21 protein-coding genes and 2 pseudogenes are annotated in these 24,092 nt (G+C 66.8%); 12 read left to right on the top strand and 11 right to left on the bottom strand.

Annotation, left to right across the window (positions count from 1 at the left end):
- Window positions 1-48 precede the first annotated feature (48 nt).
- Both G6N61_RS19135 and arsB read left to right on the top strand, forming a co-directional pair.
- Window positions 49-423, top strand: coding sequence for an ArsR/SmtB family transcription factor (locus G6N61_RS19135; RefSeq protein WP_163919942.1), 375 nt, complete (start codon window positions 49-51; stop codon window positions 421-423).
- Window positions 420-1,939, top strand: a pseudogene (arsB, locus tag G6N61_RS19130) (ACR3 family arsenite efflux transporter). The gene G6N61_RS19135 and the pseudogene arsB overlap by 4 nt, the downstream one beginning before the upstream one ends.
- On the opposite strand, the gene G6N61_RS19120 reads toward arsB, so the two are convergent.
- Together G6N61_RS19120 and G6N61_RS19115 are read right to left on the bottom strand one after the other, a co-directional pair.
- Entirely contained in the window at window positions 1,900-3,135 is a 1,236-nt protein-coding gene (locus G6N61_RS19120; protein ID WP_163919936.1) for an MFS transporter, read from the bottom strand. The pseudogene arsB and the gene G6N61_RS19120 sit on opposite strands and share 40 nt — an antisense overlap.
- Window positions 3,132-4,469, bottom strand: coding sequence for an NAD(P)-binding domain-containing protein (locus G6N61_RS19115; RefSeq protein WP_163919934.1), 1,338 nt, complete (start codon window positions 4,467-4,469; stop codon window positions 3,132-3,134). The genes G6N61_RS19120 and G6N61_RS19115 overlap by 4 nt, the downstream gene beginning before the upstream one ends.
- An 86-nt stretch (window positions 4,470-4,555) precedes the next feature.
- Between G6N61_RS19115 and G6N61_RS19110 the strand changes: the two genes are divergently transcribed.
- The 4 genes from G6N61_RS19110 to G6N61_RS19095 all read left to right on the top strand — a co-directional run bounded on the left by G6N61_RS19110 (window position 4,556) and on the right by G6N61_RS19095 (window position 6,739).
- Window positions 4,556-4,915: an ArsR/SmtB family transcription factor gene (locus G6N61_RS19110; protein ID WP_163919932.1), complete on the top strand. Its 360-nt coding sequence runs from the start codon at window positions 4,556-4,558 to the stop codon at window positions 4,913-4,915.
- A 77-nt stretch (window positions 4,916-4,992) separates the two neighbouring features.
- Complete coding sequence (locus G6N61_RS19105) at window positions 4,993-5,583, top strand: DUF4232 domain-containing protein (RefSeq protein ID WP_163919931.1); 591 nt, start codon at window positions 4,993-4,995, stop codon at window positions 5,581-5,583.
- 48 nt (window positions 5,584-5,631) lie between these two features.
- Entirely contained in the window at window positions 5,632-6,111 is a 480-nt protein-coding gene (locus G6N61_RS19100) for a DUF4174 domain-containing protein (RefSeq protein ID WP_308214996.1), read from the top strand.
- Window positions 6,089-6,739 (top strand): CIA30 family protein, encoded by a 651-nt coding sequence (locus tag G6N61_RS19095; protein ID WP_235887181.1) that lies wholly within the window; start codon window positions 6,089-6,091, stop codon window positions 6,737-6,739. The genes G6N61_RS19100 and G6N61_RS19095 overlap by 23 nt, the downstream gene beginning before the upstream one ends.
- Before the next feature lie 71 nt (window positions 6,740-6,810).
- On the opposite strand, the gene G6N61_RS19090 is transcribed toward G6N61_RS19095, so the two are convergent.
- The 8 genes from G6N61_RS19090 to xylA form a co-directional block, all read right to left on the bottom strand.
- On the bottom strand, window positions 6,811-7,752 hold the full coding sequence (locus G6N61_RS19090; protein WP_163919928.1) for an MBL fold metallo-hydrolase: 942 nt from the start codon (window positions 7,750-7,752) through the stop codon (window positions 6,811-6,813).
- A 153-nt stretch (window positions 7,753-7,905) separates the two neighbouring features.
- A complete protein-coding gene (locus G6N61_RS19085) occupies window positions 7,906-8,664 on the bottom strand; it encodes a dienelactone hydrolase family protein (protein WP_163919927.1) in 759 nt (252 codons plus the stop codon).
- A gap of 74 nt (window positions 8,665-8,738) precedes the next feature.
- The gene (locus tag G6N61_RS19080; protein ID WP_163919926.1) at window positions 8,739-10,427 is read right to left on the bottom strand and encodes an SMI1/KNR4 family protein; all 1,689 of its coding nucleotides are present in this window, start codon (window positions 10,425-10,427) and stop codon (window positions 8,739-8,741) included.
- 121 nt (window positions 10,428-10,548) lie between these two features.
- Entirely contained in the window at window positions 10,549-10,977 is a 429-nt protein-coding gene (locus tag G6N61_RS19075; protein ID WP_163919925.1) for a pyridoxamine 5'-phosphate oxidase family protein, read from the bottom strand.
- Between the two features lie 75 nt (window positions 10,978-11,052).
- Window positions 11,053-12,342 carry a sugar ABC transporter permease gene (locus G6N61_RS19070; protein WP_179973491.1) on the bottom strand — a complete coding sequence of 430 codons (1,290 nt, stop codon included), beginning with the start codon at window positions 12,340-12,342 and terminating at the stop codon, window positions 11,053-11,055.
- 43 nt (window positions 12,343-12,385) lie between these two features.
- On the bottom strand, window positions 12,386-13,189 hold the full coding sequence (locus tag G6N61_RS19065; protein WP_163919923.1) for an ATP-binding cassette domain-containing protein: 804 nt from the start codon (window positions 13,187-13,189) through the stop codon (window positions 12,386-12,388).
- A gap of 5 nt (window positions 13,190-13,194) precedes the next feature.
- Window positions 13,195-14,274: a sugar ABC transporter substrate-binding protein gene (locus G6N61_RS19060; protein WP_163919922.1), complete on the bottom strand. Its 1,080-nt coding sequence runs from the start codon at window positions 14,272-14,274 to the stop codon at window positions 13,195-13,197.
- An 88-nt stretch (window positions 14,275-14,362) separates the two neighbouring features.
- Window positions 14,363-15,586 (bottom strand): xylose isomerase, encoded by a 1,224-nt coding sequence (gene xylA / locus G6N61_RS19055; RefSeq protein WP_163919921.1) that lies wholly within the window; start codon window positions 15,584-15,586, stop codon window positions 14,363-14,365.
- 127 nt (window positions 15,587-15,713) lie between these two features.
- On the opposite strand from xylA, the gene G6N61_RS19050 reads away from it, so the two are divergent.
- From G6N61_RS19050 to G6N61_RS19030, 5 genes and pseudogenes are all read left to right on the top strand, one after another.
- Window positions 15,714-16,886 (top strand): ROK family transcriptional regulator, encoded by a 1,173-nt coding sequence (locus tag G6N61_RS19050; protein WP_163924936.1) that lies wholly within the window; start codon window positions 15,714-15,716, stop codon window positions 16,884-16,886.
- Between the two features lie 750 nt (window positions 16,887-17,636).
- Window positions 17,637-19,046 (top strand): amidohydrolase family protein, encoded by a 1,410-nt coding sequence (locus G6N61_RS19045; protein ID WP_163919920.1) that lies wholly within the window; start codon window positions 17,637-17,639, stop codon window positions 19,044-19,046.
- A 51-nt stretch (window positions 19,047-19,097) separates the two neighbouring features.
- A complete protein-coding gene (locus tag G6N61_RS19040; protein WP_163919919.1) occupies window positions 19,098-19,547 on the top strand; it encodes a CDGP domain-containing protein in 450 nt (149 codons plus the stop codon).
- 365 nt (window positions 19,548-19,912) lie between these two features.
- Window positions 19,913-20,554 carry a hypothetical protein gene (locus G6N61_RS19035; RefSeq protein WP_163919918.1) on the top strand — a complete coding sequence of 214 codons (642 nt, stop codon included), beginning with the start codon at window positions 19,913-19,915 and terminating at the stop codon, window positions 20,552-20,554.
- 82 nt (window positions 20,555-20,636) lie between these two features.
- Window positions 20,637-21,187: pseudogene (locus G6N61_RS19030) on the top strand (YaeQ family protein).
- Window positions 21,188-21,212: 25 nt separating this feature from the next.
- Here G6N61_RS19030 and G6N61_RS19025 read toward each other — a convergent pair.
- Window positions 21,213-22,256, bottom strand: coding sequence for an LLM class flavin-dependent oxidoreductase (locus G6N61_RS19025; protein WP_163919917.1), 1,044 nt, complete (start codon window positions 22,254-22,256; stop codon window positions 21,213-21,215).
- 240 nt (window positions 22,257-22,496) lie between these two features.
- On the opposite strand from G6N61_RS19025, the gene G6N61_RS19020 reads away from it, so the two are divergent.
- Complete coding sequence (locus G6N61_RS19020; protein ID WP_163919916.1) at window positions 22,497-24,086, top strand: UDP-N-acetylmuramoyl-L-alanyl-D-glutamate--2,6-diaminopimelate ligase; 1,590 nt, start codon at window positions 22,497-22,499, stop codon at window positions 24,084-24,086.
- Window positions 24,087-24,092: the final 6 nt, after the last annotated feature.

Genomic DNA, 24,092 nt, shown 5'->3' with positions numbered 1-24,092 from the left:
ATCTGTCGTTCGTTTGCGCCCTGGTTCGATCACTGTCAATATCGATGAATGTCGATTCCGGACGGCGCGAGGGCGGACGCCTGCTGTGCCACGCCGCCACTGCTGCGGGAGCCACTGACCGAACTGGCCGCCACCGAGATGGCCACGAAGTTGAAGGCACTGGCCGACCCGGTGCGGTTGCGGCTCTTCAGCGCGATCGCGAGCCATTCCGGGGGCGAGGCGTGCGTCTGCGACATCTCCGGCGGTATCGACGTCTCGCAGCCCACGGTGTCGCATCACCTCAAGGTGCTGCGCGCCGCCGGCTTGTTGACGTCCGAGCGCCGGGCGTCGTGGGTGTACTACGCCGTCGTCCCGGAGGCGTTGCGGGAGATCGCGGTGCTGCTGGATCTCGACAGTGCCGGGCTGGCAGGGGTGACGGCATGACCGACACGGTCGCGACTGCCTCGGCGCCGGTGGTGGGCAGACTGTCCACCCTCGACCGGTTCCTGCCGGTGTGGATCGGTGTCGCGATGGCCGCCGGGCTGCTGCTCGGGCGATGGGTGCCGGGCATGAACGCGGCGCTGGACGGCGTGAAGATCGACGGCATCTCGTTGCCGATCGCCCTGGGCTTGCTGATCATGATGTATCCGGTGTTGGCCAAGGTTCGCTACGACCGCCTCGACACCGTGACCGGTGACCGCAAGCTCCTGCTGAGTTCCCTCTTCTTGAACTGGGTGTTCGGGCCGGCGTTGATGTTCGCCCTGGCGTGGCTGATGCTGCCCGACCTGCCCGAGTACCGGACCGGGCTGACCATCGTGGGCCTGGCCCGCTGCATCGCCATGGTCATCATCTGGAACGACCTGGCCTGCGGCGACCGCGAGGCCGCCGCCGTGCTGGTCGCGTTGAACTCGATCTTCCAGGTCATCATGTTCGCCGTCCTGGGCTGGTTCTACCTGTCAGTCCTGCCCGGCTGGCTCGGCCTGCAGCAGACCACCATCGACACCTCGCCGTGGCAGATCGCCAAATCGGTGCTCATCTTCCTGGGCATCCCGCTGCTGGCGGGCTATCTGTCGCGCCGACTCGGCGAGAAGGCCAAGGGTCGCGACTGGTACGAATCGAGGTTCCTGCCCCGGATCGGCCCGTGGGCGCTCTGCGGATTGCTGTTCACGATCGTGATCCTCTTCGCGCTGCAAGGCGAACAGATCACCAGCCACCCCTTCGACGTCGCCAGAATCGCCCTGCCCCTGCTGGTCTACTTCGCGATCATGTGGGGCGGGGGTTACCTCTTGGGGGCCGCGATCGGCCTGGGCTACCCGCGGACCGCCACGCTCGCATTCACCGCTGCCGGCAACAACTTCGAACTCGCGATCGCCGTCGCGATCGCCACCTACGGCGCCACGTCCGGGCAAGCCCTGGCCGGGGTGGTCGGCCCACTGATCGAGGTGCCCGTGCTGGTCGCGCTGGTGTACGTCTCGCTGGCGCTGCGCCGCCGCTTCGCCGACCGGTCATCGACGACCAAGGAGGCCTGACGATGAACGACTCCTCTAAACCATCGGTGCTGTTCGTGTGCGTCAAGAACGGCGGCAAGTCACAGATGGCCGCCGGGCTCATGCGCCGGCTCGCCGGTGACACCGTGAACGTGCATTCGGCAGGCACGAAACCCGCCGGTGCAGTGAACGATTTGTCCGCGCAGGCGCTTCTGGAGGTGGGCGTCGACATCACCGGTGAGCAACCCAAGCTGGTCGATCTGGAGTTGGCCCGCGACGTCGACCTGGTGGTCACCCTGGGCCGGGAAGCGCAGCTCGATGCGCTGCCCGGAACGCGGGTGGAGAACTGGGACACCGACGAACCATCTGAGCGCGGAATCGACGGCATCGAGCGAATGCGACTGATCCGCAACGACATCGACGAACGCGTCCGTCAACTGCTGCACGCCCTGGAGGCCGACGCCACACCGTAGATTCGCGGCCTGGTGGCGACCGCCAGCAGTGCCCCCGCCGCGGCGATCGCTCCGAGCGCGACGAACATCGCGGCATACCCGCCGAGCAGGCTCGCCAGCGCCGCGCCGACGAACGGGCCGATTGCCGTGGCGATCATGACTGGCGCCGACAGCAGGCCGCTGAGGTGACCGTAATGGGTGGAACCCCAGCGTTCGGTGACCGCGGTGGCTTGCAACAGCGTCATGATGCCCCGCATCACCCCCGCTCCGATCGCCACCGCCACCAATGCGGCGTAGGTGGTGAATACCCCGAGCAGCGCCGTGGTGGCGGCGACGCCGGCCATGATGACGACCGTGCGGGGAACGACGCCGACGCGGCGCACCAGAGTCTGGTAGCCCAGTCGGCCGAGCACTTGCCCTGCGCCGCCCAAGCCGAGCGCCACGGCGGCGGGACCGGTGCCGATGCCGCGTTGACTCATCAGCGGAACCAGGTTGGCGATCACCGCGTAGGACGCGAGTCCGGCGAGCGCGAACGCCGCCGTCAGGGCGAGGAACGGCGCGCTGCGCGCGGTGCGTCCCGGCGCCTCGACGTGGTGATGCGCGGCGGTGACCGTCGGCCACGGGCGCCGCAAGCCAAAGAAGTGCGCGGGGATCGTGATCACCGCCATCACCACGGCGAGCACCAGATAGGTCTGGCGCCAACTCATCTGAGCTGACAACGCCGCAGTCATGGGCGCGAACACCGTGCTGGCGAAACCCGCCACCAGCGTGAGCACCGTCAGTGCGCGAACCGCGTCGGTGCCGAAGAACCGGGTCAGTGCCGCGAAGGCGGGTGCATAGAACACCGCGCTCATCGCCACGCCGGCCAAGACCCAGGCCGCGACGAACCAGCCATAGTTCGGCGCCGCGACCACCGCGACCACCGAGAGCACACCCAGGACCGAGCCGGCGGTCATGATCCAGCGCGGGCCCACCCGGTCCAGCCACCGCCCGACCGGAATGCCCACCAGGGCCGAGGTCACCAGCCCGGCGGAGAACGCCGCGGTCACCGCGGGCGCCGACCAACCGGTGTCGGTGCTGATCCGCTCCGAGAGGACGGTGAAGGCGTAGTACAGCACGCCCCAGCTGGTGATCTCGGTGACGCACAAGGTCACCAGCACCCAGCGCAGCCCGTGCTGGGCTGCGCTGGGTGCGGCAGGAGGAGTCGCCTGTGTCATCCGCCTACGGTGTTGAGCGACACGGACAACGGTTGCGGTGTCGACGGGGCGGGCCCGCAGCACCCGTCGCCGGCGTTCTCGCCTTCGGGGCTGTCGAACAACCCTGCCCCGTTGCACACCCCGGTATCGGGAAGCGTCAGCTCGACCCGGCGGGCGGCCTCGTGGTCGCCGGCCAGTTCGGCGGCGATGCTGCGGACCTGCTCGTAGCCGGTCATCGCCAGGAACGTCGGGGCACGCCCGTAGGACTTCATGCCGACGATGTACAGATCCGGCTCGGGATGGGCCAACTCGGCAGCGCCGTGCGGCAGCACGCTGCCACAGGAGTGCATGTTCGGGTCGATTGATGGCGCCAAGTTGACCGGGGCCTGCAGGATCGGGTCCAACTCGATGCGCATCTCCGACAAGAACGACAGGTCCGGCCGGAACCCGGTCAGAACCACCACGTGGTCGGCCGGCGGCAACGCACGTCCGTCCTCGGCGGTCACCACCGCGCGTCCGTCCACCAAATCGATGCGCTCGGTGCGGAACCCGGTCGACAAGGACACCCTGCCCGCCTCGACTGCTTCCTTGGACCGGACGCCCAACGCGCCGCGCTCGGGGAGTTCGTCAGCGGCTCCCCCGCCGAAGGTGTCCTCGGAGACCCCGCGGCGCAGGACCCAGGTCACCGTGGTCGAGGGATCCTCGTGCACCACCTCGCCGAGCTGGATCACCGCGGTCATCGCCGAATGCCCGCTGCCAACCACCACCACGCGCTTGCCCGCCCACGCCGAGGCCTGTGAGAGCGTCGGCGGAACGTAGGTCACCACGCCCGAGGCCGCCGCGGTGCGTTCACCGATCGCGGGAACACCGTCGGCTCCAGCAGGATTCGGCAGACCCCAGGTGCCAGAGGCGTCGATGACCGCACGGGCCCGAATCCGGCACTCGGTCCCGGCGACGTTGCCGACGTGCACGACGAACGGCGTGTCAGCTCGCCCCGGGCTGACCAACCGGTCGCGACCCAGCCGCGACACCGCCTGCACGCGTGCGCCGTACTGGACCCGCTCGCCCAGTTCATCGGCCAACGGAGCCAAGTACCCGTCGATCCACTCTCGGCCGGTTGGGAATCCGGCCTCGGGAGCGGTCCAGCCCGTCGGCTCCAGCAATCGTGCGGCGGCGGGGTCCACCAACTCCGGCCACGGGGAGAACGTGCGGACGTGCTCCCACTGCTCGACCGCTGACCCTGGTCCACTGCCGGACTCCAAGACCAGCGGGGTGAGTCCGCGTTCCAGCAGGTGCGCGGCGGCAGCCAGTCCCAGTGGGCCGGCCCCGATCACCACGACGGGCAGCTCTGACATCTCCGACTCCTCGAATCGACGTTCTTCGATGAGTCGATCGTCCGTGACCCATCGAAGTTTGTCAATGCGTGTGGCATCATGGGCGCATGGCCGTTGCGACCTCGCCGCTGACTTCGAGTGATGTGGCTGCCTGCTGCTCCCCGCTGACTGGCGGCGTGCTCGATACGCCGGCCGCTGAACGACTCGCCTCGGTGTTCAAGGCGCTCTCCGATCCTGCACGGGTCAAGCTGGTGTCCCTCATCGCCGCATCTGACGGTGGGGAAGCCTGCATCTGCGACCTCACCGAACCGCTCGGGCTGAGTCAGCCCACGGTGTCGCATCACATGAGGCTGCTCGTCGACAGCGGCCTCGTCAGTCGTGACCAACGCGGGAAATGGGCGTACTACCGGGTCAACGCCGACGCCCTCGATCGCATCGCCGCCGCAGTCTCGACCCGCACGGCCTGACCATCGAGTGGCTAGGACATCGGCGCCCTCGCCCACCTTGGGATCGGTAGCCGCGACGATGCCTTTCCATACTCGGCATGAACATGTGGAAGGTGTCGCTGCCCGTCATCGCCGCCGCATTCCTCGCGGGTTGCGCGTCGGAGCCGGTCCCGCCGGCCGCTGAGTCCGTGACCACGCCCGCCCCGTCGAGTGCACCGGCCGGGCCCACGACAGCGGTATCGACCCCGCCGGCAACCGTCACCGTTACCGCGCCACCGTCGTCAGTCGCGGCCGAGCCGCAAGTGACCGGTCCGTGCGCCGACACCGACCTCGTGGTGTCGAACGAGCCGTTGGAGTCACAGGGCTCCGAGTACCGCCTCGTGCTGAAGTTCGAGAACGTGACCTCGCAGGCGTGCACGCTGCAGGGTTACCCGGGTGCGGACATCGTCGACGTGGACCTGCCGGTCGTGCACGTCGAGCGCCGCCAGCAGATCGCCGCACCGCTGCTGACCCTGGCACCCGGCGACATCGCCACCGCTGATCTGCAGGCCAGCGATGTGAACCGCGAGACCGAGACCCCGTGCGGAACGTGGGGTCAGGTGGTCGTCGTCGCGCCGAACGCCTTCCAGCAGCGCCGTCTCGACGTCGGGATGCCGACGTGCAGCGCTCTCATCAGCTCGGTGACCTGAGGCGCCTACCCGTCCGCTGATGCGTCGGTAGAGTTGACGACGACCACCATGGTGAGGAATCGCATGAACCGGCGAATCATCTCGAGCGCTCTGACGCTCGTCGTTCTGGCGACCATCACCGCGCTTGGGTCACCGAGTGCCGCGGCTGCCGAACTCAGTGACTACCGTTGGACACACCGTCCAATGTTGCTGTTCGCGCCTACGGACAGGGATCCGCAACTCGTCGAGACGCTGAGCCGAATCGACGCCAGCCGGTGCGCCTTGCTCGAGCGTGACGTGGTGATTGGCATAGTCCTCACCGAGGGGCAGAGCACGCTCGCCGGCCAACCCGTCAACGCGGTTGAGGCACAGAGCTTGTCGGAACGATATGGGATTGGCGAGAACGCCTTCACCGCGCTGTTGATCGGTAAGGACGGCGGTGAGAAGCTGCGCGTCGACGAGGTGCCGGACCTCTCGACGATCTACGCCGTCATCGATGGCATGCCCATGCGAAGGGGCGAGATGCGTGCCGGTTCGAGCCCGTGTTGATCTCGTGTTGACGAGTTCTCGGCTGCGGCGTGGAGGCATCATCCTGCTCGTCGGCTTGGCGTTGTTGTCGGTGTCGTGCGGAAGCACCGAGCGAACCGCCGACGCAGACACGCCAGCGGCGCCCGGCATCGCCCTCGTCGACCTCCACGATGCCGGCGAGGTGGCCGCTTGGACGACGGTGAACGATCCCGTGATGGGCGGCATGTCCACCTCGAGAGTCACGTTCGGCGACGGTGGCCTCGAGTTCTCGGGCAACGTCTCGCTGGAGAACAACGGCGGGTTCGCCTCGGCGCGCAGTCCGCTGAACCCCGAGATCGGACGAAGAGCGACCGGCGCGAAGTCGCTCCGCGTGCACGCGCTGGGCGACGGCAAGACCTATTTGTTGAAGGTCGGCACGCAAGGGCAGCCATGGTCCTACGTCCAGCGCTTCCCCACCCAGGCGGCCGTGCAGCGGGTCTACGATCTGCCGATCGGGGGCTTCGAGCCGGTTGGCATGCGCCTCGATCCTGCACCCAGCGCACCGCGAAATCTCGACCCGTCGACGATCGACCAGGTGGCGCTCTACATCCTCGACGAACAACAGGGCCCGTTCCAACTGTTAGTCAGCGGAATCGACGCCACCGCTTGAGGCTTCGGTGGCGGCTGCGGGCGTAGCCAGGCATACGCAACGACGACTGGCAGAACCGTTTGGTGTCTTGCTCAGTGCGTTCTGCTCGTCGGAGTACCCGGGGTGAAGTTCGCCCACTCGCCGAGGGCGAAACCGCCATTGCTGCGCCGGACTTCGAGTGCACCGGCACCACCGAAGTGCCCGGGGATCAGCAACTCTCGTTCATCCGCGGCGCGCTCGAGGATGCGGCGACGAGTGGCAGCCGCTTGTTGCGGTTTATGGCAGGACGCACTGTTGCAGCAGGGATCGACGATCTGCACCGGGCTGTGCATGACGTCCCCGGCGAAGACGGCGCGATCGCTCCCAGACTTCAGCCTCAGAACCGATGTCCCAGGAGTGTGACCGGGTGCCGGTTCCAAGGTGAGGTGTTCGTCGATGGTGTGGAGCCCTTCCCACAGCACTGCCTGTCCCGCTTGGTGAATCGGGGCGATGCTGTCCTCGTAGACAAGTCGATCGACCCCTCCCAGCCCCTCGCCACTCGCATTGTCTGGACCGTAGTGGGCGTCGTCGGCGGCGGAGATCAGGTACTGCGCACGGGGGAACGCAGGCACCCATTCACCGCCTGCGTCGACGGTGTTCCCGCCTACGTGATCGACGTGCATGTGCGTGTTGACGACGACGTCGACGTCTTGCGGTTGCACACCGGCTTCGGCGAGTAGCGCCAGCAGATCGCTTTCGCGTTGGTCGAAGTAGGGCGCCATTCCCGGTCGGTCGCGCCGGTTACCGGCACCGGTGTCGACCAGGATGGTCCTGCCGCCGCTTCGCAATATCCACGACTGGAGCGCGATGACCATGCGGTCGGATTCGGGCTGCCAGTGGTCGGGAGCCAGCCAATCCGCGTTGCGCGTCCACACCCCGTCGGCCGCTCCCGGAAGGAACTCGGTCGTCGGCAGGAACGGCTCGTACCATTCGATGGCGTGAATCACCTCGACGTCGCCCAGAACGATGTTCTGCACTCGATCGTCATTACTCACGAATTCGAAAGTACACCGACTGCCTAGCCGCCATTGGCACTCTGAGCCCGCACCCGGCCCTGGTGGAATTCAGCGAAACATGCTTGAACACAGCGAGCGTCGGGGAAATTCGCTCCGGATCGTCCGCCGGTGACAGGGGCTGCTAACTCGCCTTCATGCCGATTCGGCATCGCCGGCCGTCGGGAAGACCTCAGCGAGCAGGTCCAGTACCGCCTGCCACGCTCGCGCCGAGTGGAGAGCGTGGTGCGCTACCCCGGGCACCGTGGCGTCGGCCGGTGAGCCGCCCGATTCGTTGGGATCGGCCCAGAAGGCGTGCTGCGCTCCGCCGTAGACGTTCACGCGCCAATCGACTCCGGCGTTCTGAAGTGCGTTGCCGAACTCCACGAGTTGAGCGGGGGTGCACAGTGGGTCCTCGGAACCCGTGCACAGCAAGAAGGCGCCGCCCACGCCGGTCCAAACGTCGGTGTCGACGGCTGGCAAGGCTGGATGGATCGCGGCGACTGCCTTGAAGGGAACCTTGGCACCGGCGAGTTCCAGCACGATACGGCCGCCGGCGCCGTAGCCAAGTGCGGCGAGCCGGTCGCGGTCGACGCCGGGTACGTCGAGCAAGACCTCGAGTGCAGCATGGCCGATGGCATGTAGGCGTTCTGAGTCGGCCAGCAATGGCATGACGCGTGCCAGCATCGCCTCCGGCTCGCCGAAGAACGTCCGGCCCGCGTGGTAGTCCATGGCGAGAGCGATGTATCCGTGCTCGGCGAGGATGTCGGCGCGACGGCGTTGATAGTCGTCGAGACCGATTCCGTCATGTCCGATGAGAACGGCCGGCCAGGGTCCCGTCCCGGAAGGGCGCGCCAGGTGGGCGATCATCGTCAATCCATCCGCGGCGTAGGTGATCTCGTCTGTGACGACCATTCGATGAACGTACCGAGGCACGACGCGATTTGGGCCCGTGTTCGCTCGGGGCTGACTCCGGCCGGCCGAGAGTCTCAAGCCTCGGCCAGATCGGCCTCGCGCGGCACCGACACGTCGTCCCAACGTCCGAGCTGGAAGCAGAGCTGGGTCAGGAGGTCGTCGAAGCGTTCGAACCGCAGCGCCTCGGCAAGCGGACGGCCGAGATCATCGACGACGAGCACGGCGGGGTCGTCGTCGCGACGGTCTCGATAGTCCAGCAGGACTGCGCGGTCGTGGTCCGCCTCCAGCACGACAAGCCTCTCGGATCCCGGATGCGCGCGATCCCAGGGAATTTCGTTCGGCGCGAACTCCATTCGGTTGGACAGCATGGCGAGCGTGACCACGTGTTCGAGCGGTACCGGGAAGCGCATGATCTCGACGTCTCGCACGGCAGCGTCCTCGCTGAACCGAACGAACCGCGCGGCGACGCCACCGCCGTTGCGCTCCCGCCATAGCGCGACGAGGTTGGCGGGAAGTTCGAGCCCGAGCCGGTCCTGGGTGGCAGCAACCAGAGCGTCGTCGGCCGCCAGCCTGGGTTCCGTGCCGTCCTGGCGTTGGACCGCATTGCGGTAGAAGGCGTGCGGGTCGGAGGTGCCCCAGAAGCGTCCCGCCCACTGGTCGTCAGGCGCCTCGCCCATGGATGGGCCGAGATCCCGCTTGGGCGTCTCGGTGCGCAGGCGGTCCCGTTCGCCTCGCAGTGCCGCGAAGAACTGGTCGAAGTCGTCGAACGCAAGGTCCACCGGGTCTTCACCTGGCGCCTTGTCGTAGTTCACGAGCAGTACTCGGGGCGGCGGTCCGCCGGAGTAGTCGAGCAGCGTCATGTCGCCGTACCGCGCCTGCAGCACGATGAGGTGCTCCGCGTTCTCGGGCAGGTCTTCGGGGTCGTGGGTGAAGTCCGCGTAGTGCTCCGCCACCGTGCGCAGCGTCTCGAGGGACGCCAACGATGAGTAGTCAATCGAGAACGCGCCACGCCAGTCGTCGTACACGGGCCTTGGATTCGGCACCAGCGGCACGTACAGCCATCCGACGTACCCGCCGTTCAGCACGCGGTACAGCGCGCGCAAGGTGTCGGGCAGGCGTACGCCGAGACGCGTCTCCGCCGCGGCGATCATGTCCTCGTCAGCGGCCGACGGCGGTTTTCGAACCGGGCCTGAACGGGACTCGAGAGCCTCCCGTGCGGCGTTGGTGCGCCAGTGCTCCGGCGAAACGAAGAACGTGTCAAGCGTCAGCGGGCTGGGATCGATGTCCAGTTCGATCTCCGGCTCGACGTTCACCGCGTCAGCGGTGAGCGGGCCTCCCGGTGCCGATGGCCCGGTGGCTTTCGCGGGCGCAGTGCTCTCCAGTCGGATGACGGCGACGCTGATGGCCGTGCCGACCACGAGGAGCAGCGCCATGGTGATGGTGTCCGCTGCCGTCAACGGCGCCAATGCGCGGTTGCCGACGACGAGCCGCCCCAAGCCCACCCCGAGGACGTAGAAGACCCCCGCCACGACCGCCTGGATGGGGAGCGTTACCAGCGTCGATAGGGCGATCTGTCGTCCACCACCGTTGCGCCGGGCCAGTTTCCACGCATTCCACTTCCCCAGGGCGTACAGGACCGTGAAGACGGGGGTTGCCAGTAGGACGACCCATGGCGATCGCTGCACCCAGCCGACGACCACCATGGTGCCGACCACGGCGAGAGCGGCGGCGAGGCGCAGTCCGAGCGCCAACCTCGGCGTCATCAGAACACTCCCGTCGTCTCGGCGATAGGTCGGGATCAAGCCTGTCACGCGCAAGGACGAACCGCAGGCGCACCCTCACCCGGCTCGTCGCTCCGCCGGGCCTGGGGGGTTCCGAGCGAACCTAAGCCTCGTCTGCCGTCGGACTCGAGTAATCCCAGGACAGCGTCTTGACGGGCGTCATGCGGATGTAGGCGGCGCCTGGTCTCGGTTCGGTGGGCCATTCGGGCTCTGGCACGCCCCGTGCCCTGGCACCCTCTCTCGCGAGCTGAAGTGCCTCCTCCGGTTCGCGAACGATGCGGGCGTGACCCTGGAACATGACACCCCGAATATCTGCCATCGTCGAGCCGTCTTCGAGCATGACACTCACGTTCGGGTTGGCTTCGACGTTGGCCACCTTGCGCGTCCCGTCTCGGACACCCATGACGATGTCGCGGCCCAGGCGGAAGTATCCTAGGGGTACCGAGTGCGGGAAGCCATCCGTCTCGATGGTGCTCAGGACCGCCCACGATGGGCGGCTATCCACATACGCCGCAATCTGTTCGTCACTCATTCTTCGTGGCATGAGACAGCGTAACAAGGGCGAAAGCCACGCTGAGCGAGACGGATCGGCAGACTGGTCGCCGATCTAGGACAGTCCCGTCGACGACCGCCGCCGACGAGATATGGCGTCGACGCTCGCCGCGAGCAGCAGCACACCACCCGTGACGAGGAAGTTGATGTAGGACGACTGGTTCAGCAAGCCAAGGCCGTTGGCGATGGTTGCGACCACCACGCCACCGATGACGGCGTCCAGCGCTCGACCCTTTCCGCCGAACAGACTGGTGCCACCGATGACGGCCGCGCCCACCGCGTACAGCAGCGTGTTGCCCGCCCCGGAGGACGCCGACACCTTGCCGGCGTAGGAGGCCGCGATGATCCCGCTCAGCGCTGCCAGCGACGAACACGCGATGAACACCGTCACCCGGATGCGGTCGACGGAGATACCCGCCCGGCGCGCAGCCTCCGCGTTGCCGCCGACCGCGTAGATGTGCCTGCCGTACGACGTGCGCTTGAGCACCACCGTCATCACGATGAGTAGCAACAGGATCAACGGCAGCACGTACGGGATCCCACTGATCTCGACCCGCGGGTTGACGCTGCGGTTGACGCTGAGGACGAACGTGACGCCCAGGACGACCGCCGCCACCGCGACTATCCGCGCAATCACGACGCCCAACGGGGAGTTCGCGAGACGCAGGGCCTTCTTCCGCCGGTACTGGAAGATCTCTAGGCATGCGAACCCCGCGACCACCAGCACGGCGATCGTCCAGCCGATGGCGACGGGCACGTTGCTGATGGTCAGCCCGCGGATCACCGGATTGTCGACACGGACCGACCCGCCCTCGCCGATCAGCTTGAGCGTCACCCCCTGCAGCCCGAGGAAGAACGCGAGGGTCACGACGAACGACGGGATGCCCAGTTTGGCTCGCAGCATGCCGATGACGAGGCCGATCAGTGCGCCGCTGGCAATGGCCACGAGGATGGCCGCCCACCACGGCCAGCTGAGGTTGGCCACGATCAGCCCCATCCCGCACGCCGAGACGCCGCCTGCGACGCCCGCGGACAGGTCGATGTCGCCCAGCAGCAGTACGAATACCAACCCCATCGCCAGCACGCAGATCGATCCGGCCTGGGTCACGAGGTTGGCCAGGTTCAGCGCGGACAGAAAGCGGTCGTTGGCCAGACCGAAGACCACGAACAGCACGACCAGACCCAAGACCGCAGGCAGCGATCCCATGTCGCCGCCGCGTACGCGTTGCACATAGCCGCGCACCGCGTCGCCGAACGTCTGATCGGCGCGGGCGTCGCCGGCGAAGTCGGAGTCGGCCAGGGACACGTCGGATCGTGAACTCACAGCGCCGGTTTCGGTGGTCACGTCGCGGTCCCTCGGATTCGTGTCTCGATCATGCACGGCACTTTCACATCGACTCGGCGGCCTGCGCAGGCGCCAGACCGAGGTTGCCGGATCTCCCGGCGGTGATGAGTTCCACCACCTGACCGTGAGTGACGTCGGAGGCCTTCACGTCGGCGGCCACCCGCCCCAGGTACAACGCGCAGATTCGGTCGGCGACGTCGAAGACGTCGTTCATGTTGTGCGAGATGAGCACCACGCCCAAGCCGCGGTCGGCCAGGCCACGCACCAGGTCGATCACCTGCTTGGTCTGTGCCACGCCCAGCGCGGCGGTCGGCTCGTTGAGCAACACCACCTTGGAGTTCCACAGCACCGACTTCGCGATGGCGACGGTCTGACGTTGCCCACCAGACAAACTCGACACCGTCTGCCGGACCGAGTTGACGGTGCGCACCGACAGCGACGTCAGCGCCTCGCGAGCCATGGTCTCCATCCGGGCCTCGTCGAGCATCCCCCGGGTCTTGAGTTCGCGCCCCAGGAACATGTTCTCGACGATGTCGAGGTTGTCGCACAGCGCCAGATCCTGGTAGACGACCTCGACCCCGAGAGCTGCCACGTCATTCGGGCTGCGGACGGTGACCGGCCGGCCCTCGAACAGGTAGGTGCCCGTATCGATCGGATGGATTCCGGCGATCGCCTTGACCAGGGTCGACTTTCCGGCTCCGTTGTCCCCGACCAGGGCGGTCACCTGGCCGGGATGGACCCGGAAGTCGACGTCGTGAAGGACGTGGACGACCCCGAAACTCTTGTTGACGCCACGTAGTTCGAGCAGCGGGGCGTTGGGCGACTCCGGTTCGACGACGGAGGTCACGGCGCTCAGGCTCCCGCGGCGGTGCACATGGCGGCGAACTGGCCGGAGCACACCTCTTCCTTAGCCTGTCCGCCGTCGTCGAAGACCACGTTGACGTTGTCCTTGGTGATCGACTTCGGGGTCAGCAGCACCGAGGGGACGTCCCGGTTGCCGGTGTCGTCACGCGAGGTGCTCGTCGTCTTCGGCTCATCGCCCTGCGCGAGTGCAATCGCAACGTCGGCGAGCGCATTCGCCTCTTCCTTGGCCGACTTGTAGACGGTCATGCACTGCGTTCCGGCCAGGATGTTCTGCAGGCCCTCGACGGTGGCGTCCTGACCGGTGACCGGAACCTGGCCCGCGCGCTTGTTCTTCTCCAGGATGGAGATGACCGAACCGGCAAGCCCGTCGTTGGCTGCGTACACGCCGTCGACGGCGCCGTTGGCCGCGGTGTAGAGCTGTTCGAAGATGGTGACTGCTGCGTCGTTGTCCCAGTCGGGCACCGCCTGCTCGCCCACGTTCTTCACCGACGGCGTCGCGTCGATCACCGAATGAGCGCCCTTGGAGAACAGAGTCGCGTTGTTGTCTGTGGGAGAACCGTTGAGGAACACCACGTTCGACGGCCTGCCCGCGAGGCAGTCGACGAGACCCTGGCCCTGCAGTTCGCCGACCTTGGTGTTGTCGAACGACACGTAGACGTCGGCTTGCCCGCCGAGGGTCAGCCGGTCGTAGTCGATGGTCTTGACCCCCTGGGTGGCAGCCTTCTGCTGGATCGAGGCTCCGCTGTCGGAATCGAGGTTGACGAGGGCGAGCACGGTGACGCCGTCGGCGATCATCCCGTCGGCAATGGTCGCCATCGTGTCGGCGGATCCCTCGGCGTTCTGGATCGTGTAATCGACGCCGGCAGCCTTGAAGGCAGCCTCCAGGGCGGGCCGGTCCTTCGTTTCCCACCGGACCGAGGACTTGGTGTCCGGAAGGATGACACCGACCTTGCCGCTGCCGGCCTCGGACGAGTTCGACGAGTCGGAGCTGGACCCACAGGCCGAGAGGGTCAGGGTCAGGCTGACGCCCACGGCGGCGGCGAGGAAGAGATTGGTGGTTCGATTCACGAAGATTCCTCCGGTTCGGTCACGCACGGGTTCTGGTTGAGTGGGATCACGTATAACGCAATCGAGTTCGGACCGGAGGGAATTGGCGTCACCGGGCTCCCATCAGATGCTCGATCGCCAACTGGTTGAGAGCGACGAAGCCGCAACCCCTTTCGCCGAAATAGGCGTCCGCGTCGAACTCTTCGTACGCGGTGCGATCGGCAAGCAGGTCGGCGTAGGTTTCACCCTCGTTCAGAGTGGGCTGCCGCAGCTCGGGCACCTTTGCCGCCCGAAGCGCCTCCTGCACGGCCGGGTCGGCACGGAAGGCGGCGGCACGCTGCCGTAGCAAGAGGTACATCCGCATGTTGGCCGACGCGGATGCCCACACTCCGGATGCGTCCTCGGTGCGGCTCGGCTTGTAGTCGAAGTGCCGTGGTCCGTCGTACGCAGGGCCACCATTCGGCCCACCGTGCTCGAGGAGGTCCACCAACGCGAACGCATTGGCGAGGTCACCGTGGCCGAACACCAGGTCTTGGTCGAACTTGATTCCGCGCTGGCCGTTGAGGTCGATGTGGAAGAGCTTGCCGCTGTAGAGGGCCTGCGCGATGCCGTGCATGAAGTTCAGCCCCGACATCTGCTCGTGGCCTGTCTCCGGATTGACGCCGACCATCTCCGGGTGGGCGAGGGTGTCGATGAAGGCCAGCGCATGCCCCACGGTGGGCAGCAGGATGTCGCCGCGCGGCTCGTTGGGCTTGGGCTCGATGGCGAACCGCAAGCCGCTACCCTGATCGATCACGTACTGGCACAGCAAGTCCATCGCCTCGCGATAGCGCTCGAACGCGGCCTGGACGTCCTTGGCCGAGTCGTACTCGCTGCCTTCGCGTCCGCCCCACAGCACGAAGGTCTCGGCACCGAGTTCGCTGGCCAGGTCGATGTTGCGCAACACCTTTCGCAAGGCGAAGCGGCGGACGTCGCGGTCGTTGCTGGTAAACCCGCCGTCCTTGAACACCGGCTGCGTGAATAGGTTGGTGGTCACCATGGGGACCACCAGACCGGAGGCGCTGAGCGCCGTCGTCAGTCGGCCGATCATCCGCCTGCGTTCGGCGTCGGAGCTGCCGAAGGCGAACAGGTCGTCGTCGTGCAGGGTGAGCCCGTAGGCGCCCAATTCGGCGAGCCGCTCGACGGCTTCGACGACGTCGAGCGAGGGCCGCGTGGCGACGCCGAAGGGATCGCTCCCGGTCCAGCCGACCGTCCACAGGCCGAACGAGAACTTGTCGGCAGGGGTCGGGGTCACACCCTCGAGTACCGGGGCGCTGGACTCCAGGACGGTCATGGGAACTCCTCGAGAATCGGGAACACTGGGGCTGCTCGGCCGCGCGGTGCTAGTTTGTTCGCGGCTCGAACATAAGATGTGGCCTACGCCACTGTCAAGGACGAATGTGAGGCGGCAGGTGGACGGGATGCAGGCGCGCCGGGCCGCCCGAGTGGGCACCAGCACCGACGACGTTCGGCGGCGCAACCTGTCGAGCGTGTTGACGCTGGTACACCGGCATCGATCCCTCAGCCGGGCGGACTTGACCCGCCACACGGGCCTATCACGTTCCACTACAAAGGCTCTCGTCGAGGAACTCGTAGCGCGCGGCTTGGTGGACGAGTCACCGGCGGAGTCGATTACGCAGGTCGGCAGGCCCAGCCTCATCGTGCGTCCCGGCCGGCGCGTCCTCGCGGTGACGGTCACACCCGAGGTCGACGCCGTGACGGTCGGACTCGTTGCCATGGGCGGTGTAGTACTCGAGACGGTGCGCCGCCAGACCGATCAGATCCCGACCGCAGCCGACACCGTGACGATCGCAGCCGAGGTGATCGAGGACCTTCGCGCCAACCTGCATGCCGAACAGTCGGTGACGGCCGTCGGGATAGCGGTACCCGGGCTGGTGCACGGGCCGCATTCGTCGGTTCGGCATGCACCGAACCTGGACTGGCGTGACGCCGAGATCGGCCAGATGCTCAGCGCGGCAACCGGCTTGCCGACCCATGCCGCCAACGACGCGAACGTGGGGGCAATCGCAGAGCACCTGTTCGGCAACCATCACGATGCCCGTCATCTGATCTACGTCAACGGCGGTCCCAGTGGCGTCGGCGCGGGCTTCGTGGTAGCCGGCGGCCTCCTCGAGGGACTTGCCGGATACGCGGGCGAACTCGGGCACACCTACGTCGGCGGTGGGCAGACCTGCCACTGCGGCAGCGTCGGCTGCCTCGAGACCGAGGTCGTCCAGGCCCCGTTGACCCGGCTCCTGGCCGAATTGGACGGCGTGACGGAACGCCGGCTGCCGCCACCGGATGCCCTCCGCGCCGAGCGCGACGAACTTGACCGTCAAACACGCTTGCTCGCCATCGCGCTCGGCAACGCCGTCAACATGCTCAACCCGGGTTTGATAGTGCTCGGAGGGTTCCTACGGGTCTTCTGTGCCTATGCCCCCTCCGTACTGCGCGAGGAACTGGCGCGACGCAGCATGGGTGCGCCGGGCGATCTGGTCCGGGTGGTGCCCGCCACGCTCGGCGCCGACACGTTGGCCATCGGCGCGGCCGAGATGGCCTTCGCGCCCGTACTCGCCGACCCCGCAGGGGTCTGAGTAGCCGGCAAGCCCGTTTGCCGACGGCCTTCTGGTCACCATGACAGCCGCATCGTCGCGAAGTGAGCAAGTCACGGGAATCGTGCGTCGTCGCGTGGAACATTCCGATGCAATGCATTCGACTCCAGTGCCGGTGGAATGACCACTCGATCCCCGTCGAGCGGCTGCGCGAAGCTGGTTGTGACAGTGACCTTCCTGCTGAGCACACCACGTGATCGCGGCGGGCAGCGTGCGTTACGACGCCTGATTGACCTCGGATCGGCGTCGGGAGCTGTCGCGTTGGTGCTCGTGAGCAAAGCGGCGTGGGTAGTGATCTGTTACCTCGTCACGGTGCAGTTCTGGACTGCAACCGTAACCGTCGGATCGGGTCCGCCTAGCACATCGTGGCGATCCTGCTGTCCATCATCGCGCTGAGCCACATACCGCTGGACGTCTACACCCCGACGCTGCCGCGTTGGCGTTGGCGGGATGCGGTGTGCTGTGCCCGCAGATGTACGGCCTGGCGCTCAGCCTGTCCACCAGGAATCTGGGGTTGGTAGGTGGAATAGCCAGCGCCGGTTGTTATCTCACCGTCAGCGTTGCTCTCGCCGCGGTCGGCGTGCTCCCAGAGAACGACCAGGGAACCCCGGGCTGGCTTTACGTCGCGTGTGGTGTCACCGCATTCGCCCTGCTGGCGTGGGCGACGTCGTCGCGCGGCAAAGCCTTCGCCGCATCACAATCAGAACCGTCGCAACCACTGAGGGAGAAGTCATGACGCAGGTCCATCTCGGGCACGTCTTTCACATCGCAGGCAATCCACTGGTGACCGAGGCCGCACAGGCCCTGGTATCCATTCCCGACGGCGCGCTGGTCGTCGACGATGCCGGCACCATCGTGTACTGCGGCGAACGGGACTCCCTGCCAGGCGAATACGCCTTGGACCCGGTCAACGACCGCCGCGGCGGCTACCTCATCCCGGGTTTCGTCGACACCCACATCCACTTCCCCCAGACCTACGCTGGGGACTCCTACGGCGGCGGGCAGCTCCTGGAGTGGCTCAACCTGTGCATCTTTCCCTCGGAGAGCAAGTTCGGAGACCCCGCCTTCGCCGCCAGGGCGGCCGTGGAGTTCTGCAACCGCCGCATCGCCGCGGGCACCACCGCGGCCATGGTGTTCGGGTCGGCGTTCCCGCACGCCCAGGACTCGCTGTTCGAACGCACCAAGGACGTCGGGCTACGGATCGTCAGCGGCCGCGGCATACAGACCGTCGGCGGTGACACCGCCCAACCGCTGATCACATCCGAGGACGACGCGATCCGCCTCACCCGCTCGGAGATCGACAAGTGGCACGCCGCCGACACCGGCGACGTCGACACCGCCCTGCTGCACGTCGCGATCGTCCCGCGCTTCGCCCTGTCGGTGACCACCGAGACGCTGAGGAACCTCGGCGAACTGTACGACGAGGTGCGCGACCGCGGCGTCTACGTCCACAGCCACCTCAACGAGAACAACCGCCCCGGCACCGGCGAGGTCGACACCACCAAGGAGACCTACCAGGTCGACTCCTACCTCGACACCTACGACGGAAAGTTCCTGCCCGGCTCGCAGGTCGGCGGCAAGAGCCTGCTGGGCAAGCGCACCATCCTCGCGCACTGCGTGCACTGCCAGGACGTCGAACTCGAGCGGATGGCCGAAACCGGCACCTCCATCTCGCATTGCCCCGTCTCGCAGCTGTTCCTCGGGTCGGGCACCATGCCCTGGAAGCGCACCGTCGCCGCAGGGGTCAACATCTCCTCTGGCACCGACTTCGGCGGCGGCGACGAATGGCTGATCTCCCGCGTCCTCGGTGACGCCTTCAAGCAGCACATCACCGAACCCGGCGACGACGGTGTCTCCATGCACCCCGCCGAGATGCTCTTCGTGGGCACCTTGGCCGGCGCCCGAGCCTTGGACATGGAGAACCGCTTCGGCAACTTCGACACCGGCAAGGAGGCCGACTTCATCGTCGTGGAACCCGAAGACGCCCTCAAGGGCCTGCTCGCCAATGCCTACCGCGCCGCCGATCCCGAACTCGCCCGCGACCAAACCCTGTTCGCCCTCCTGATGGGACTGCGCGAAACCTCGATCGCCGAGGTCTACGTTCGGGGACGCAAGCTCAACGCACTCTCGAGCGCCGGGTGACCCCTATCCATTTCGAACCATTCGAATGAACACCGTGATAAAGAGAATGCAATGAACACCACCATTTCCCACTGGACGCGCCGCGTCACACGCGGAGCCGTCCTGGCCGCCGCGGCAACGCTGGTTCCGATGGGCATCCCCGCCTACGGCCACGCCGACCCCGGCCCCGTGCCCGGCCCCGGAATCGGATGCGAAACCATCCACTGGGGTCCGCTGGGAATGCAGCGTCGCAAGATCTGCGACGGCCCACAGCAGTCGGATGGCACCTGGCAACGCACGAGGACCATCTATTCCCCGGCCTTGTACCTCGGATCGCCCTGCCTCAATAGTCCGAACACCTCCGGCGACGGAGACGACACCATGGTGAATTCGATGGTGGACTGCAGCCCTCACGCGTACCCCGAGAACACGCTGTCACAGGAGACCTACCCGGTAGCGCCCAACACCGTGCTGCCCGACGAGCCCGGCTGGCTGCCGCCGTTCACCAACAACATCCTTTAAGCCGTAACAAGGGCTCGATGCGCCGGCGGACGGCGGTTGCACCGGCATCATCGGCGAGACGGCGGGCGCGAGCAACGGTGGCCTCAGACGACCGTCCGTCTCGCCTGCTCTCCAAGAAGGCTGCCAGATAAGCGGTTTCGGCGAATCAGCCTCGAAACCGCGTTCCTCGTGCTTACCAAGGTGGTGATGACGACAGAGTGAACGCGGCCGAAATTGGGGGGCGGAGACGTCGGAAACGGTGTGCAACACGTAACTGAAACGTCACACGCCTGCGTCGGCTACCCGCCCGCTACCGTGTGATCGAACTCGTCCACCCCCGCGCGATCGACGAAACGCCCCCGCCCATGAACTGAACGGGACAATCGATGACGACCACTGCACGTCTCCGCGCGGCTGCAGTCGCCGCCGGCGTTCTCACCGCTGTGATGGCGGGCTGCTCCGCCGCGCCCGAGGAATCGTCGGTCTCAGCCTCGACCGTCCCCGTCACGTCGTCGATGCCGAGCGCCCCCTCTGCCACGGGCAGCGGCCCGAGCACCGGGGCACCCGGTAACGCACAGGCGCCCGCTCCGGCCGCATCGCGGCCCCTCTCGGATTTCGTCGAGGACGTCCCGGAAGGCCCGCAGTACTCGTTCCACTCGTTCGCCATGCCGAGCGGTGAGATTCAGTGCCGCTTCGTGGACGGCGGGCTGGCGTGCCAAACCGGGGAGTATCCGCACACCGTCGCCGGTGACGCACTCTGCGACTTCTACCCCGGCGTCGAGCAGGGCAACGCCGTGCGATTCGGCTTCTTCGATGGTGCACCCAAGCAGCCGTGCGCGACGATCATCCAGGGCGACGGATTTCAGTCGCCCCACACGCTGGCCTATGGCCAGAGCGTGACCGCACCGCTGCGGTCGGGGCTCACCATCACCTGCACGTCAGCCAGGGACGGACTCACCTGCATCCAGGCCGGCGGGACCGGACCACGGGGCTTCTTCCTCTCGACCGACACCTTCACCATCCTCTGACACCGTCCGCCCACACGTCAGTCGGCTTGTCCTGAGCGCGGCCTGACTGCACGGGTAACACCACCAGGGTGGACACTATGACGTGGCTCTTTCTGCGACAGTGTTCAAGGTCGAACTCGCCGTCTCCAATGTCGATCACGGCTACTACGCCGATCACACGCTGACCGTGGCCCGTCATCCCAGTGAGACCGATGAGCGGATGGTGGTGCGACTGTTGGCCTTGGCCTGCGCGCATACAGGCTCGACGACCTCGACGGTGAGTTGGCGTTCGGGGCGGGCCTGTCCACCCCTGGCGTACCGGACCTGCGGCTGGCCGACTACACCGGCCGCATCCTGGAGTGGATCAACGTCGGCCAGCCCGATGCACGCGCCTTGGGCAAGGCGGCCAGCCAGGCCGACCAAGTGCTGCTGTTCCCGTTCGCCGCCGGAGTCTCCACCTGGTGGCGCACCGTCGGCCCCAAGGTGGCCGGGCTGACCAATCTGTCCGTGGCGCAGATTCCGAACGAGCCGGTGCAGCGGCTGGCTCAGACCGTCGATCGACGGGTCGCGGGCCAAGTGATGGTCATGGAAGGTCAGGTGACGATGACCCTCGGCGGAGTAGACGCCACCTTCACGCCCGAGCCGTTGAAGTGACGGGTTGAGCCTGCCGTCCCCGGCCTCAACCCGTCGGCAGGCCCTTGAAGTTCGGCTCCCATCCCAGCGCAGGGGCCACGTAGCGGGCGAAGCTCTCGAGGATGTGCAGGTTCAGATCCACCCCGAGCTGGCTGGGGATCGTCAGCATCAGCGTGTCAGCCGACTGCACTGCGGCATCGGCCTTCAGTTGCTCGACGAGGACGTCGGGTTCGGCGGCATAGGTCTTGCCGAAGGTCGAGCGGAACCCGTCGATGATGCCGACCTGGTCTGCCGAATCGTCTCCCCGAGGGCCGAAGTAGCGCCGGTCCAGATCCGTCACCAACGGGAAGATGCTGCGGCTCACCGAGACCCGCGGAGTTCGACGGTGACCTGCGGCCACCCACGCGGCACGAAACTGGTCGATCTGCTCAGCTTGCAGGTCTGCGAAGGCCTCCCCCGTGGCCTCGGTCAGCAGCGTCGAACTCATCAGGTTGACGCCTGCCGTGCCCGCCCATCTCGCGGTCTCCCGCGATGCGGCGCCCCACCAGATGCGCTCGGCCAGCCCTGGCGAGTGCGGCTCGATGCGCAGCTTTCCGACTCGCCCAAACTGTTGGGGATCGGCGTCGGCGACACCCTCACCGCGGACGGCACGCAGGAACAGCTCGAACTTCTCCCGGGCGATGTCGGCGCCACGCGGATCCGTCGAACCGGTGTACCCGAAGGCCTCCCACCCGCGCAGCGCAGGCTCAGGCGACCCGCGACTGACTCCAAGTGCCACCCGGCCCTCGGAGAGCAGGTCGAGCGCAGCCGCCTCCTCGGCGAGGTGCAGGGGATTCTCGTACCGCATGTCGATGACACCGGTGCCGACCTCGATGCGCTGGGTACGGGCGGCGATCGCAGCAAGCAGCGGCATGGGTGCCGCGGACTGCCGGGCGAAGTGGTGAACGCGAAAGTATGCGCCGTTGACCCCTAACTCGTCGGCACCTGACGCGATGTCGACTGCATCCCGCAACATGTCGGCGGCGCCGGGCCCACCAGACCCGCCAGCGGACGCGTAGTGCCCAAAGCTCAGAAATCCAAAAGCCTTCACGGCATCGCAAACCTCATTCTTCGTTCAGGTATTCCCCAGCGCCTGGCCGAGGTTCGCATGTCCCCGCGCGCGAGGCTGCCTACTTCGTCCGTGCGCCGCTGACATCCGCAGATCCGACACGTCGGTCTGAGCACCGCGTTGCTCGATTCCCATGGTTACGGGCGTTGCTTCCGGGTAACTCACAGCGAGGAGCCACGGTCGTCAGACGTGGTCAACGCGCGATTGGCGGGCTGAAACACGATGGTCGACTCCGACGCCGGGCGCGCGCCAACGGCAGCAGTGTCCGTGGCAGACGTCGCAGCGTTCCTGCAGACGAAGGTGATCGGGCCCGCGGACGCCGGCCGGCTCGCCCTGCGGGATCTCGTAGACGACTCTCGAGTACTTCGGCCAGGAGACGCCTACGTTGCGATCCCTGGAACGCGTTGGCACGGTCTAGATTTCGAGAATGAGGCTGTCGCGGCCGGGGCGGTCTTGGCCATCAGCGATCGACCGTCATCGGTCTTGCCGACGCTGATTGTCGACAACCCCCGTGCAGTCGTAGGGCCGCTGGCGGCCTGGTTCCACCAGAGGCCATCGCGAAGGGTCCGCGTCTTTGGGGTCACTGGCACGAACGGCAAGACCAGCACTGCTCACTTCATCGAAGCAGGCCTTGCCGCCGCAGGCGAATGCACCGGGCTGATCTCCGGCGCCCGCATCCAGGGACCGAACTGGGGCCTCATTCCTACGCGCACCACACCGGAGGCGGCCACGTTGCAGCGCACCCTGGCCCACTTCCACCGCGAGGGCGTCTCGGCCTGCGCCGTCGAGGTCTCATCCCACGCCATCGCCCAGCGCCGGGTGGACGGGACCAAATTCCGCGCGATGGCATTCACCAATCTCAGCCACGATCACCTCGACTACCACGGCACCATGCAGGCCTACTTCGCAACGAAGGCAAGCATGTTCACCTCGGACCGCACGCAGATTGCCGTGGTCAACGTCGACGATGCCCACGGAGCGCGCTTGGCCTCGAACACCACGGTACCCACGTGGACCTGCTCGACCGTGGACCCTTCGGCCGACGTGTACGCCGAGGACGTCGTCTGCACTGAGTCTGGGAGTCGTTTCACAGCATGCACTCCCGCCGGCACGGCCGGCGTATGCCTGCAAACACTCGGACCCCACCAAGTGTCGAACGCAGTGGTTGCGTTGACCAGCTTGATTGCCGATGGCATCGACCCCATCGCCGCCGCCGAAGGTGTCTCCTTCCTGACTGCGATTACCGGCAGGTGTAAACCCGTGCACGCCGGACAGCGCTTCACCGCAATCGTCGACTACATGCACAACACGGCGGGCCAACGCACGCTACTGCCCTACCTCAGACAATTGACGAAGCGTCGACTGATCCTCGTCGTTGGAGCCAGCGGTAGCCGCGACCCCAGCAAGCGCAGGCCGCTGGGCCAAGTCGCCGCCACCTACGCCGATACGGTGATCGTCACCGACGAAAGCCCCGAAGACGACGACCCCGCAGTTCTTCGCCGCGACGTCCTAGCCGGCGCCCGCAGAGCCCGTCACGCCCACGTCATAGAGGAACCCAACCGACACCGCGCCCTAGAACTGGCCGTGTCCGCTGCCCGGCCGGGCGACGTACTAGTCGTTGCCGGCAGGGGCAGCGACACCACCCTCCGACGGGGCTCGCACACCTCGCATTTCGACGACCATGCTCAACTCCACCAGATCATCACCGCCGCCATCGGCACGCGCGGCCCGACAGCAGCCGAATTGGCAAGGCGCGGTCGAGCGACGACGTCCGTCTGGGTCCGAAACTCCCCTGGCACGTCCCGTGAATGACCGTCA

This window comes from Mycolicibacterium arabiense, assembly GCF_010731815.2.
GTDB classification, from domain to species: Bacteria; Actinomycetota; Actinomycetes; order Mycobacteriales; family Mycobacteriaceae; genus Mycobacterium; species Mycobacterium arabiense.
This window is presented reverse-complemented; position numbering and strand designations above follow the sequence as displayed.